At 73.2% G+C, this 11,793-nt stretch carries 11 protein-coding genes and 1 pseudogene; 8 read left to right on the forward strand and 4 right to left on the reverse strand.

The features are described from left to right. Positions 1 to 74 precede the first annotated feature (74 nt). From AB0G35_RS18345 to AB0G35_RS18360, 4 genes are all read left to right on the forward strand, one after another. Complete coding sequence (locus AB0G35_RS18345) at positions 75 to 1,145, forward strand: Zn-dependent alcohol dehydrogenase (protein WP_360949852.1); 1,071 nt, start codon at positions 75 to 77, stop codon at positions 1,143 to 1,145. Positions 1,146 to 1,307: 162 nt separating this feature from the next. Beyond that, positions 1,308 to 2,678: an MFS transporter gene (locus AB0G35_RS18350; protein ID WP_360949988.1), complete on the forward strand. Its 1,371-nt coding sequence runs from the start codon at positions 1,308 to 1,310 to the stop codon at positions 2,676 to 2,678. Next, positions 2,675 to 2,818 carry a hypothetical protein gene (locus tag AB0G35_RS18355; RefSeq protein ID WP_360949855.1) on the forward strand — a complete coding sequence of 48 codons (144 nt, stop codon included), beginning with the start codon at positions 2,675 to 2,677 and terminating at the stop codon, positions 2,816 to 2,818. Before AB0G35_RS18350 ends, AB0G35_RS18355 begins: the two co-directional genes overlap by 4 nt. Positions 2,819 to 2,907: 89 nt before the next feature. Further along, positions 2,908 to 3,435, forward strand: a complete 528-nt coding sequence (locus AB0G35_RS18360; RefSeq protein WP_360949858.1) for a hypothetical protein — start codon at positions 2,908 to 2,910, stop codon at positions 3,433 to 3,435. A 230-nt stretch (positions 3,436 to 3,665) separates the two neighbouring features. Here the strand turns inward: AB0G35_RS18360 and AB0G35_RS18365 are convergent, their stop codons facing one another. Then, on the reverse strand, positions 3,666 to 4,277 hold the full coding sequence (locus AB0G35_RS18365) for a flavin reductase family protein (RefSeq protein ID WP_360949861.1): 612 nt from the start codon (positions 4,275 to 4,277) through the stop codon (positions 3,666 to 3,668). 272 nt (positions 4,278 to 4,549) lie between these two features. On the opposite strand from AB0G35_RS18365, the gene AB0G35_RS18370 reads away from it, so the two are divergent. Together AB0G35_RS18370 and AB0G35_RS18375 are read left to right on the forward strand one after the other, a co-directional pair. Next, a complete protein-coding gene (locus tag AB0G35_RS18370; RefSeq protein WP_360949864.1) occupies positions 4,550 to 5,152 on the forward strand; it encodes an RNA polymerase sigma factor in 603 nt (200 codons plus the stop codon). 8 nt (positions 5,153 to 5,160) lie between these two features. Then, entirely contained in the window at positions 5,161 to 5,895 is a 735-nt protein-coding gene (locus AB0G35_RS18375; protein ID WP_360949867.1) for a hypothetical protein, read from the forward strand. A 111-nt stretch (positions 5,896 to 6,006) separates the two neighbouring features. Here AB0G35_RS18375 and AB0G35_RS18380 read toward each other — a convergent pair whose 3' ends face one another. After that, positions 6,007 to 6,999 carry an enoyl-CoA hydratase-related protein gene (locus tag AB0G35_RS18380; RefSeq protein WP_360949870.1) on the reverse strand — a complete coding sequence of 331 codons (993 nt, stop codon included), beginning with the start codon at positions 6,997 to 6,999 and terminating at the stop codon, positions 6,007 to 6,009. A 136-nt stretch (positions 7,000 to 7,135) separates the two neighbouring features. Beyond that, positions 7,136 to 9,448, reverse strand: coding sequence for an acetate--CoA ligase family protein (locus tag AB0G35_RS18385; RefSeq protein WP_360949873.1), 2,313 nt, complete (start codon positions 9,446 to 9,448; stop codon positions 7,136 to 7,138). A 306-nt stretch (positions 9,449 to 9,754) separates the two neighbouring features. Here AB0G35_RS18385 and AB0G35_RS18390 point away from each other — a divergent pair. Together AB0G35_RS18390 and AB0G35_RS18395 are read left to right on the forward strand one after the other, a co-directional pair. Further along, a pseudogene (locus AB0G35_RS18390) lies at positions 9,755 to 10,138 on the forward strand (Zn-ribbon domain-containing OB-fold protein); the annotation flags it as partial. Between the two features lie 271 nt (positions 10,139 to 10,409). Next, positions 10,410 to 10,898, forward strand: coding sequence for a GNAT family N-acetyltransferase (locus AB0G35_RS18395; RefSeq protein WP_360949876.1), 489 nt, complete (start codon positions 10,410 to 10,412; stop codon positions 10,896 to 10,898). An 80-nt stretch (positions 10,899 to 10,978) separates the two neighbouring features. Here the strand turns inward: AB0G35_RS18395 and AB0G35_RS18400 are convergent, their stop codons facing one another. Then, positions 10,979 to 11,785 (reverse strand): pyridoxal 5'-phosphate synthase, encoded by an 807-nt coding sequence (locus AB0G35_RS18400; RefSeq protein WP_360949879.1) that lies wholly within the window; start codon positions 11,783 to 11,785, stop codon positions 10,979 to 10,981. Positions 11,786 to 11,793: the final 8 nt, after the last annotated feature.

Raw genomic sequence — 11,793 nt, forward strand, 5'->3', positions numbered from 1 at the left:
GCAACACCCGCGGCGGAAAAGCCACGTACGTGGGGGCACCGCACAGCGCAGCGGACGGGTGGGAGGGAGAAGTGATGCGTGGGGTCATATTCGACGGGGAGCAGGCCCGGGTCGTGGACGATCTGGTCGTGCGGGATCCGGGGCCGGGTGAGGTGCTGGTCGGGATCCGGGCGGCGGGGCTGTGCCACAGCGATCTGTCCGTGATCGACGGCACGATTCCGTTTCCGGTGCCGGTGGTGCTGGGGCACGAGGGCGCGGGCGTGGTGGAGGCGGTGGGCGCGGGCGTCGGCCATGTGGCGCCCGGCGACCACGTGGCGCTGTCGACGCTGGCCAACTGCGGGGTGTGCGCGGAGTGCGACCGGGGGCGGCCGACGATGTGCCGCAAGGCGATCGGGATGCCCGGCAGGCCGTTCCGGCGGGGTGAAGCGGAGCTGTTCCAGTTCGCGTCGAACTCGTCGTTCGCGGAGCGTACGGTCGTCAAGGCGGTGCAGGCGGTGAAGGTCGACCGGGACATTCCGCTGCCGTCGGCCGCGCTGATCGGATGCGGGGTGCTGACCGGGGTCGGCGCGGTGCTCAACCGCGCGAAGGTCGACCGCGGGGACTCGGTCGTGGTGATCGGGGCGGGCGGGATCGGGCTCAACGTGCTCCAGGGGGCGCGGCTCGCGGGCGCGTCGGTGATCGTCGCGGTGGACGCCAATCCGGCGAAGGAGGCCGTGGCGCGGCAGTTCGGGGCCACGCACTTCGTCGACGCGTCCGCGGTGGCGGACGCCGGCAAGGCGGTGAAGGAGGTCCTGCCGGCCGGCGCCGACCACGCCTTCGAGTGCGTGGGAAGTACGCGGCTGATCCGGCAGGCGATCGACCTCCTGGACCGGCACGGCCAGGCGGTCCTGCTGGGGGTTCCGCCGGCCGGCGCGGAGGCGTCGTTCCCGGTGTCGGCGATGTACCTGGACAAGTCGATCCTCGGCTGCCGCTACGGGTCGTCCCGACCGCAGCGGGACATCGCGCTGTACGCCCGGCTGTACCGCGAAGGGCGGCTGCTGCTGGACGAGTTGGTGACCCGGACGTACCCGGTGGAGGACTTCGCGGAGGCGGCGGACGACGCGCATCACGGGCGGGTGGCGCGGGCGGTGCTGACGTTCGGGTAGTCGAAGTCGCCGGGTTCGCCGGGGTGGTGGCCCCGCGTGGCCCGATCCTGATGAACCCTGGCCCTCCGGCCACTCGTTCCGTACAGGGGCGGGGACGAAGCTGCTGGGGTGCCCCAGACGCCACAGACCCCCGAACTCCGCCCGCCCGCGGCGGACGACCGCATGCCCGCACCTGTCGCCGCCGAGGCCCGGCCGAGGCGGCGCCCGCACCGCGCCTGGTCGGTGGCCGCCGTCACCTTCCTCACGATCATCGGCGCGGCCGGCTTCGCGTCCCTCCCCGGCCTGCTCATCGATCCGCTGCACGCCGAATTCCACTGGTCGCGCGGCACCATCGGTTTCGCGGTGTCGGTCAACCTCGGGCTGTACGGGCTGACCGCGCCGTTCGCCGCCGCCCTGATGGACCGGTTCGGGATCCGGCGAGTGGTCGCGGTCGCCCTGACGGTCATCGCGGTCGGCGCCGGACTGACCGTCTTCATGACGGCCGCCTGGCAACTGGTGCTCCTCTGGGGCGTGCTGGTGGGGCTGGGCAGCGGGTCGATGGCGCTGGCCTTCGCGGCCACGGTCACCGGCCGCTGGTTCACCGCCCGGCGCGGGCTGGTCACCGGCATCCTCACCGCGGCCGGCGCCTCCGGCCAGCTGGTCTTCCTGCCCGTGCTGTCCTGGATCGTCGACCGGCACGACTGGCGGCCGGCCGCGGTGACCGTCGCCCTGGCCGCGCTCGCCGTGGTCCCGCTGGTCTGGCTGCTGTTGCGCGACCACCCGGCGGACGTGGGCCTGGCGCCCTACGGGGCGGACGCGTTCGTACCGAAACCGCCGCCGCAGCGGGGCGCTGCCCGGCGCGCGCTGCGGGCGCTGCTCTCGGCGGCGCGCACGGGGCCGTTCTGGCTGCTGGCCGGCACCTTCGCGATCTGCGGGGCCACGACCAACGGCCTGGTCAAGACGCACTTCGTGCCCGCGGCGCACGACCACGGCATGCCGATGACGGCGGCCGCCTCACTGCTCGCGGTGATCGGCGTCTTCGACATCGCCGGAACGATCGCCTCCGGCTGGTTCACCGACCGGTTCGACACCCGCCGGCTGCTGGCCGTCTACTACGGTCTGCGCGGTCTGTCCCTGATGTTCCTGCCGCTGCTGCTCGCCGACACCGTCCACCCGCCGATGGTCTTCTTCATCGTCTTCTACGGCCTGGACTGGGTGGCCACGGTCCCGCCGACCATCGCGCTGTGCCGTGAGCACTACGGCGAGGACGGCGCGATCGTCTTCGGCTGGGTCCTGGCCGCCCACCAGGTGGGCGCCGCCCTGATCGCCTTCCTGGGCGGCCTGGCCCGCGACGTCTTCGGCACGTACAACCCGGTCTGGTACACCTCGGGCGCGCTGTGCGCACTGGCGGCCCTGATGGCCCTGGTCATCCGGGAGCGCCGGACGGGGCGGCCCAGGGACAGCCGGCCGCCGCGTGAGCTGCCCCCGGTGGCGGGGCGTACCGCCGTACGGTGCATGATCCCCGTGATACGAGCAACGGGGAGACGGGGATGACAGCGGAATCCGGGGGCAGGGCGGCCGCCGGGCGGCTCCGCGACGTCTGGAGCGGGCGGGCCGTTCTGGTGTCGATGGCGGCGCTGCTGGCCGAGGCGATGTGCGCGACGGTCGGCGTCGTGGGTGGCGGGGAGGGATGACGTGGTGGTGCATAGCGGCTGCCGCTCCCTTTTCGGCAGCCGCTGCAACGCTCGCCTACGGGGCTTGCGGTGCGCTCCTCACCGGCTCCGTGGGGCCGCCCCTGGCCTACCTGATGTGCTGGCCGGCGCTCACGGCGGCCGCCGTACCGGCCGCCCTGTCGGCCGCGGTCGCCGCCCGCGGCACGGGGAAGCGGCGCACCGTGCGGCTGACCGTCACGGTCGCGGGCGGCGGCTTCCTGCTCGCCCTCGCGGTGGGCGTCCTCGGGGTGAGCGCCTTCGCCACCGGGGTGTTGCCGGCGTACGAGCCGCCGAAGCCGGACCTGGCCGGGCTCGTCGGGGTCTGGCGGGACGACAGCGGCGGCACTCTGGAGCTGCACGCCGACGGCACGGCGTCGGTGCGCGGTCTGAAGGACGAGGACGACAGCTGCAGCGGCGTCGGCAGATGGGAGCTGGACCGCTTCGTGTCGGACGGGGAGTCGCGGGTCGAGGTGACCGGCGGCTGCGGCGAGGAGTGGTATGTGGGCGGTACCGAGAAGCACCCCACCCTCTACTCCTTCCTGGGCGACCCGGACGACTGGCACCGGCATGTACTGACCCGGCGGGGAGGCGGACAGTGAGCGGCGGTGCGGTTCCTGGGCTGCGGTGTGGTCGCTGGGCTGCGGTCGGTCTCTGGGCTGCGGTCGGTCCCTGAGCGGCGGTGCGGTCCAGTGGCATGCCGCATCGATCGGACCGACCGGACCGACCGCTCGGACCGTACGGACCGCTCGGACCGTACGGACCGCTCCGACCGCTCCGACCGCTCCGACCGGACTGACCGCTCCGGTCGGGGCTGCTGCCCCGGCCGGGCTCAGGGGGTGAAGTGGCCGAAGGAGCCCCGGTGGAACAGGAGGGGGCCGGCTTCGGCGGCCGCCGGATCCGTGCCCAGGGCCTCGACGCGGCCGACGACGATGAGGTGGTCGCCTCCGGTGTGCACGGCCTGGATCGTGCAGTCGATCCAGGCGGGGACATCGGCCAGCCGCGGTGAGCCGGTCACCGGCGCGGGCCTGTAGGAGACACCGGCGAACTTGTCGCCACCACTGACCGCGAACCCCCGGCACAGCTCGCCCTGTTCCGCGCCAAGGACGTTGACGCAGAACACCCCGGCACGCGCGATGCGCGGCCAGGTCGTCGACGTACGCGCCACCATGAACGTCACCAGCGGCGGGTCGAGGGAGAGGGACGCGAAGGACTGGCAGGCGAAGCCGGCCGGGCCTGACCCGCCGGGTGCCGTGATGACGGTGACGCCGCTGGCGAAGTGGCCCAGGACGGAACGGAAGGCGGCCGGATCGAGCGGGGCGCGCTCGCCCTCGCGTACGGCGCGCAGGGCAGGCCGCGGGAGTGGTGCGGCAGGAGTGGCGGGTGCGGCGGCCGTGGTCGGTGCGCCGACCGAGCGGAGGTACCGCACGGCCGTGGCTGCCATCCCTGCGTGCCCCATCATCGCTTCGGCCTCCTCAGTGGGCGTGCGTCCCGGCTTCGCCCCCCATCATTGAATCTGATGCCCCGTCAGATAGGAAGACGTGTGGGCCGGCGACCACCCGCACGTGTGGTTTCGTGGCGTACACGATGATCTTCGGCGGATTGGCGGCGGATTGGGAGGAGATTGGCGGAGGGGTTCCTGATTGTGTGCCGCCCGCGCGGGTAGCGTCCACGTCGGCCGCGTCCGTAGCCGAGCACGGGGGAGAGTTCCGGTACATGGCCGATGCAACACCGTCACCACCGTCGCCACCGTCATCAACGTCGTCCGCCGCGTCGCCCACCTTCGACGAGGTTTTCTGCGGCCTGCTGCCCCGCCTCTACCGCAGGGCGGTGATGCTGGCCGGTTCGAGACAGTCCGCGGAGGATGTGGTGCACGAGGCATACCTCAAGCTCGCCGCCCGTCCGCAGCGCTTCCTCGCCCATCCTGAGCCGTACGCCTACGCCTTCACCGCCGTGCTCAACGTCGCACGCGACGCCTACCGCAGGGACCGCCGTCAGGTCCTCGTGGACGGCATGGAGGGCGTCGAGGAGGCCGGTGCGGGCCGGGGCGCGGGAGCCGGGCCCGGTGCCGAACCAGGGGGCTGGGACGGCGGGGTGGAACGGCGGCAGGCCGAGATCGAGGCGGTCCGCCTGCTGGGGAGGCTCTCGCACCGGCAGGCCGGCATCGTCATCCTCGTCGACCTCGACGGCTACACCCTCGACCAGGCCGCCAAGATCATGAAGGTGCATCGGGGTACGGCCGCCCGCCATCGGGCCCGCGCCCTGGACAGGCTGCGCGCGTACCTCGTTGAATCGGAGCACGGGCAGGCCGGGAGGTGAGCGGCACGGTGGGCGTGGGGCCACGCTACGACGGCGATGTCGGCGATGTCGGCGATGTCGGCGGTACCGGCGGTACCGGTGGTGCGGGCGGTACCGGTGGTGCGGGCGGCGGCCGGCCGTTCGGCGGCGGGGGCCGGGGCGATCAATCCGGCGACGACGCCGAGGCCCTGCTGCGCGCCCGGCTGCGGCTTGCCGACGAGCAGATCGAGACACCACCCGGCCTGTGGGAACGCATCCGGCAGACGGACAACGAGCAGGCGCCCGAGGCCCGTTCGCCTCGTAGGTGGCCGCATTTCTCCGCGCCGCCCCGGAGGCGGCCGTACGCGATCGTCTGCGCGGTGGCGGCGGCGGTGGCCGCGGTGGCGCTGGGGGTGTGGTGGCTGGTGCGGCCCGGCCCCGTCACGCTGCAACCCGCGGGGCCGCCCCCGACGGTGAAGATCACGGTCTACAACAGCGAACGCGCCTGCCGTACGGGCCGCTCCCTGGAGTGCGCGCTGCGGCTCGCCAAGGACCCGTACGCCGCGTACGCCGCGCGCGACAACTCCGCGGGCCGGGTCTGGCACGGCGACGCGCTGGCCGCGCGCTGCGTCGTGACCGACGGACGGATGGTCCGTGACGAGGCGGGCATCACCTCCACCCGCTGGTACCTGGTGACGAACGCGCAGGGGACGCGCGGATGGCTCCCGGGGGTGCGGACGCGGAACACCCATGAGGTGCCGGTGTGCCCCGATGACGTGAAGTGACGGAGTGACGGAGTAATGGAGTAATGGAGTAATGGAGTAACGGAGAGGGGCGAGGGTTCGGGGGCCGGTCGGCGGTGCCGGTCGGCGGGGCCGGTCGGCGGGCCGGGGGCGTCAGCGACCCCGGTACGTCGGGCTGCGGCGCTCTACGAAGGCAGCGACCCCTTCCTGGGCGTCCGCCGTCGACATGGTGAGCTCCTGGGCGGTGGCCTCGGCGGCGAAGGCCGCGGCCCGGTCGGTCTCGAACGACGCGTTGACCAGCTGCTTGGTCAGTGCCAGTGCGCGGGTCGGGCCGGCCGCCAGCCGCTCCGCCCACTCCCGGGCGGTCTTCGCCAATTCACCGTCGGGGACGACCCGGTTGACCAGCCCCAGCCGCTCGGCCTCCGCGGCCGGCACCGCGTCGCCGAAGAACATCAGCTCCTTCGCCCGCTGTGGGCCGATCAGCCGGGGCAGGAGGTAGGCGCCGCCACCGTCCGGTACGAGGCCGCGGCGGGCGAACACCTCGATGAAACGGGCCGATTCGGCGGCCAGTATGAGATCGCAGGCGAACGCGAGATGGGCGCCGAGCCCGGCCGCGGTGCCGTTGACCGCGGCGATGACCGGCTTCTCGCAGTCCAGCACCGCGGCGATGAACCGCTGGGCACCGCGCCGGATCATCCGCGCCACGTCGCCTGAAGTCCGTTCGGACCCGGCTCGTTCACCGGCCGCTCGTTCACCACCGGCTCGTACACCGGCGACCCGTTCACCACCGGCCCGTTCGCCGGAGCCCGTGCCGCCGCGCAGGTCGGCGCCGGCGCAGAAGCCCTTGCCGGTCGCGGTGATGACCACGGCCCGTACGTCCGGGTCGGCCGACGCGTCCGCGAGCAGCCCGATGATGCGTTCGCGCTGGTCCCAGGTGACGGCGTTCAGCGCGTCGGGGCGGTTGAGGGTGATCCACGAGACGCCGTTGTCAGTGGCGTGCAGTACCAATGAATCAAGCGCGTCGACGACGGGTTCTGCGGAGGCGGCCGGATCGGCGGGATCGGCGGGATCGGCGGAAACGGCGGGATCGGCGGAACGGTCGGACGAGGACGGCGGGGGGAACGGGGAAGGCTCGGAGGTTGTCATGGGGGAACGGCTCCAGAGGGTGCGGTCGGGGCTGTGGCTGTGGCTGTGGCTGTGGCGGGGACTACGGCGCGGTGCGCGGCGCGGATTACGGCGGTGGTTGCGGGCGTGGGGCCGGCTGCCGGGGGTGCGGTCGGGGTCAGTGGCAGACGGCGAGCGCGTCGAGGGCCACCGCGCCCTGCCCGCGCTCCAGGACCACCAGCGGATTGATGTCCAGCTCGGCGAGGGCGCCGTCCAGTTCCAGGGCCATCCGCTGGACCCGGAGGACGACCTCGACCAGCGCATCGACGTCCGCGGGCGGACCCCCGCGCACACCGTCCAGGAGGGCGCGGCCGCGGAGTTCGGCGAGCATCGCGCGCGCCTGGTCCTCCCCGAAGGGCGGCACGCCCACCGCGACGTCCCGCAGCACCTCGACGAGCACCCCGCCCAGCCCCACGGTCACGGTCGGCCCGAAGAGACGGTCGGGGGTGACCCCGACGACCATCTCGACGCCCCGCTCGATCATCTGGCAGACGAGCACGCCGTCCAGCGGGACGTCCTCGTAGCGGGCGATGTCGGTGAGTTCGCGGTAGGCGTCCCTGACCTGGCTGGCCGAGGTCAGCCCGACCTTGACCAGCCCGAGCTCCGTCTTGTGCGCCAGTTGGGCTCCGGAGGCCTTCATGACCACGGGATAGCCGACCAGGCTCGCCGCCCGCACGGCCGCCGCCGCGCTGGTCACCAGCTGTTCGCGGGGTACGCGGATGCCGTAGGCGCGCAGCAGTTGCTTCGCCGCGTGCTCGCTGAGCTGCTGGCCCGGGCGGAGCAGGGCCTGCGCCTTGCGCGCGGAGGGGGACGGTACGCGCGGGGCGTCGTCGAAGGGCGAGCGGTAGTCGGCCGTGAAGCGGTGGTGGTCGAGATAGGCGCGTACGGCGGTGATGCAGTTGCCGAAGGTCCGGAAGGTCGCCACGCGCGAGGAGCCGAGCAGCGTGCGGCGGTACGCGTCCTCCGTGCCGACCGGCGAGCCCCACACCACGCACACCAGCTTGTCGGTCTGCTCCGCCGCGTCCACCAGGTCCTGGGCGAGCTTGTCGCTCATCGGCGGGAAGGGGCCGGTGATCGGGCAGATCAGCACGCCGACGGCCGGGTCGGCGAGGATCGCGTCGATGATCTTGCGGCCGCGCCAGTCGCCGACGGGGTGCCCGCCGTTGTCGATCGGGTTGGCGACGGAGAGGTAGTCCGGTATCCATTGGTGCAGTTCGGCCTGCTTGGCGGCATCCAGGGTGGGCAGCCGCAGGCCGGCGGCGCTCGCCAGGTCGGCGAAGTGGGCGCCGGTGCCGCCCGAGATCGAATAGACCGCGATGCCCTCGGCGGTGGGCTTCCTGGCGCGGGCCAGCAGCGCCGCGGTGTCCTGCAGCTCGTCGAGCCCGTCCACCCGGATCACCCCGAACTGGCGCATCGCGGCGTCCACGACCTCGTCCGCGCCGGTGAGCTTGCCGGTGTGCGAGGCGGCCGTCCGGGCGCCGGTCTCGGTGCGGCCGACCTTGACGGCGACGACGGGCACCCGGTGACGGGCCGCGCGGTCGGCCGCCAGCAGAAAGCTGCGGCCGTCCTTGAGCCCTTCCACATACGCCGCGATGGCCCCGACCTCGGGGCGGGTGGCGAAGTAGGAGAGGAAGTCGGCGGTTTCCAGATCGGCCTCGTTGCCGGTGGGGGCCCAGTGGGAAAGGCGGATGCCCAGTTCCTGGAGGGTGAAGACGGGCCGGCCCTGGTGGCCTGACTGTGTGATCAGGGCGATGGCCGGGCCGTCGAGATCGTCACGGAACTTCTCGAAGGCGTTGAGATTGGTGTTGGGACCGAGCAGCCGGAGCCCGGAGCGTGCCACGGCCTCGGCCAGCCGCGCCTGGGCGGCCGCGCCCTCCTCCCCGGTCTCGGCGAAGCCGGAGGCGAACGCCACCGCGAACTTCACCTTGGCAGCGGCAAGTTGTTCGATGACCGGAAGGGGGTCGCTGACGAGCAGTACGGCGAGGTCGACGGTCTCGGGGAGATCGGCGACGGTGGCGTGGCAGGGCAGCCCGAAGACCCGGGTGCGTCCGGGGTTCACGGGGTGCAGCCGGGCGCCGACCCGCTCGGCCCAGGCGATCAGCTGGCGGGTGATGCCGGTGTTGGGGCGGCCCTCGCTGTCCGAGGCGCCGATCACCGCCACCGACTCGGGCCGGAAGAACCGGTCGAGGTCGGGCACCGGGGCGTACAGCGGGCGGCCGCTGACGTCCCGGGCGACCGCCCCGCCGGGTTCCCGGCCGCCCTGGTCGTTCCGGCCGCCCTGGCCGCCCTGGCCGCCTTGGCCGCTCGGTCCGCCGCTGTCGCGGTGCGCGTCGGTCATACCGTGGACGGTGTGTGGTGGTTGCTCCCCACAGGCCACGACGCGGGCCGGCCGGGAGTGAGTGGTGAGGGTGCCGTGAGTCGATCCAAGCATCGCAGTCGCCCGCTCCTGTGTGACGGCTCTCATTGGCTGCTGCACCAGCGTCGGGTGCCTGGCGGCAGTCAGCTGACGCATAGTCAGATTACTGAACTGACGCCTTGTCAGGAATGGGGCGACTGTGAGAAGTGGGCGGGTGGGTGGCCGCCGAGGACTGGTGCCGGGCCCCCTTGTGCCGGCTGCGGCTGTCGTGCTGAGCTGAACTGACGTACCGTCAGTAAGCAGGCCGAGTAAGCGATGAGCGGGTCGGGAGAAGGCCCGCCGGGCGGAGCTGGTGGGGGTGGTCCGGTGACCGAGGGGACGGTGCGGGGTGCGGCGAGGAGTGTCGCACGGTCGGATCTGCCGGAGGTGGATGCCTTTACGCGGCCGTACTGGGACGCGGCGGCCGAGGGGCGGTTGCTGCTGCGCCGTTGCCGGGCCGAGGGGTGCGGGCGGGCGCACCACTACCCGCGCGAGTTCTGCCCGTACTGCTGGAGCGAGGACGTGGGCTGGGAACAGGCCGCCGGCCGCGGCACGCTCTACACCTGGTCCGTCGTGCACCGCAACGACCTCCCGCCGTTCGGGGGCCGGGTCCCGTACGTCGCGGCGGTGGTCGACCTCGTCGAGGGGCCCCGGATGATGACCGAGATCGTCGGCTGCCCGGAGGGAGACCTGCGGATCGGAATGCCGCTGGTCGTGGACTTCCGCCGGGAGGGCGACGCCGGGCCGGCCGACGGCGGGTCGGGCGATGCCAGGCCGGGCGATGCCAGGCCGGGCGATGCCGGGTCGGGCGATGACGGCCTGGGCCCTTCCGGGCCGGGCGGCGCAGGGCCGGGCGATGGCCCCTCGGGTGGTGCCAGGCCGGGCGACGATCCCTCGGGTGGTGCAGGGGCGGGCCGTGCCGGGTTCGCCGTTCCCGTGTTCCGGCCTGCTGGAAATTCGGTGGCGGGGTGAGACGGTCGTTCGCCATGCTGGGGTGGTGCTGATCCGTGAGGCGAACGCGGCCGACTGGCCCGCCATCTGGCCGTTCTTCCACACCATCGTCGCCGCCGGCGACACGTACAGCTATCCGCGCGACCTCGACGAGGTGACCGGGCGCGAGATGTGGCTGCCGGCGCCGCCCGGCCGCACGGTCGTCGCCGTGGACGACGCCGGGACGGTGCTCGGCACCGCGAAGATGAACCCCAACCACATGGGCGGCGCCTCGCACATCGCCAGTGCCAGCTTCATGGTCGACCCGCAGTACGCCGGCCGAGGTGTCGGGCGGGCCCTGGGCGAACACGTCCTGGCCTGGGCCCGCGCCGAGGGCTACCGCGCCATGCAGTTCAACGCCGTGGTGGAGACCAACACCCGGGCCGTCGCCCTCTGGCAGTCCCTGGGCTTCAAGATCATGACGACGCTGCCGGAGGGCTTCCTCCACCCCACCAAGGGGTACGTGGGGCTGCACATCATGTACCAGCAGTTCTAGCCGGCCGTACCAGCAGTTCCAACAGGCCGATACCAGAGCAGTTCCAGCCGGCGGACGCCGCGCGGTGGCGCGGCATACGGCTACGGCCAGAGCAACTCCCGCTCCCAACCCCCGGTTCCCCGGCCCCCGCTTCCTCCACGGCCTCCGCTTCCCCCGTGGCCTTCGCCTCGCCGGTAATTGAGGCGTACGTGGCGGCGCCGGGCGTCTCCCTGGAAGAACTCGACCTCGTCGGGTTCCAGTACGTACAGCGTCCAGCTGGGCACCGGAGCCGTCGGCTCGCGCCGGGCGCGCTCCCATGCGGCCTCGGAGGCGCGCGCCAGTTCCTCGACCGAACCCAGCACCTCGCTCTGCCGGCCGACCAGCGCCGCGGCCAGCGCCCCCGTCGAACGGCGGTGCAGGTCGGCCGCGCTCTCCTCCGGGCCCGCCTCGGTGACCGCTCCGCCGACCCGTACCTGGCGGCCCACCGCAGGCCAGTAGAAATCGAGTGCCGCCCGGGGCCGCGCGGCCAGTTCGCGGCCCTTGCGGCTGCCGCGGTGCGAGCCGAAGTGCCAGCCCCGCTCATCGGCGTCGTGCAGCATCACGGTCCGTACGGAGGGATTGCCGGTGGCGTCCGCCGTGGCCAGTGCCATGGTGTGCGGCTCCGGCTGGCCGGCCTCGGCGGCCTCCCGCAGCCACTGCCGGAACAGCGGCAGCGGTTCGGCCGGCGCCGCGTCCGGATCGAACGACGGCAGCTCGACATCCCAGACCCGCAGTCCGCGCAGCAGCTGCCGGAACGCGCGGCCCGCGGCGTCCGCGGCATTGGCTGCGTCCGCGCCGTCGGCGGCGCCGGACGCCGCGGCGCCGCTGGAGGTGTCATCGTGCGGGGAACCGGCCGGGTGCTCGCTCATGCCGGGCA

The organism is Streptomyces sp. NPDC021749, from assembly GCF_040640655.1.
Lineage (GTDB): Bacteria > Actinomycetota > Actinomycetes > Streptomycetales > Streptomycetaceae > Streptomyces.

Coding starts and splice junctions, on each gene's coding strand:
- AB0G35_RS18345 (WP_360949852.1), top strand. CDS start 75: ATGCGTGGGGTCATATTCGACGGGGAGCAGGCCCGGGTCGTGGACGAT.
- AB0G35_RS18350 (WP_360949988.1), top strand. CDS start 1,308: ATGCCCGCACCTGTCGCCGCCGAGGCCCGGCCGAGGCGGCGCCCGCAC.
- AB0G35_RS18355 (WP_360949855.1), top strand. CDS start 2,675: ATGACAGCGGAATCCGGGGGCAGGGCGGCCGCCGGGCGGCTCCGCGAC.
- AB0G35_RS18365 (WP_360949861.1), bottom strand. CDS start 4,277: ATGGCAGCCACGGCCGTGCGGTACCTCCGCTCGGTCGGCGCACCGACC.
- AB0G35_RS18370 (WP_360949864.1), top strand. CDS start 4,550: ATGGCCGATGCAACACCGTCACCACCGTCGCCACCGTCATCAACGTCG.
- AB0G35_RS18380 (WP_360949870.1), bottom strand. CDS start 6,999: ATGACAACCTCCGAGCCTTCCCCGTTCCCCCCGCCGTCCTCGTCCGAC.
- AB0G35_RS18385 (WP_360949873.1), bottom strand. CDS start 9,448: ATGCTTGGATCGACTCACGGCACCCTCACCACTCACTCCCGGCCGGCC.
- AB0G35_RS18400 (WP_360949879.1), bottom strand. CDS start 11,785: ATGAGCGAGCACCCGGCCGGTTCCCCGCACGATGACACCTCCAGCGGC.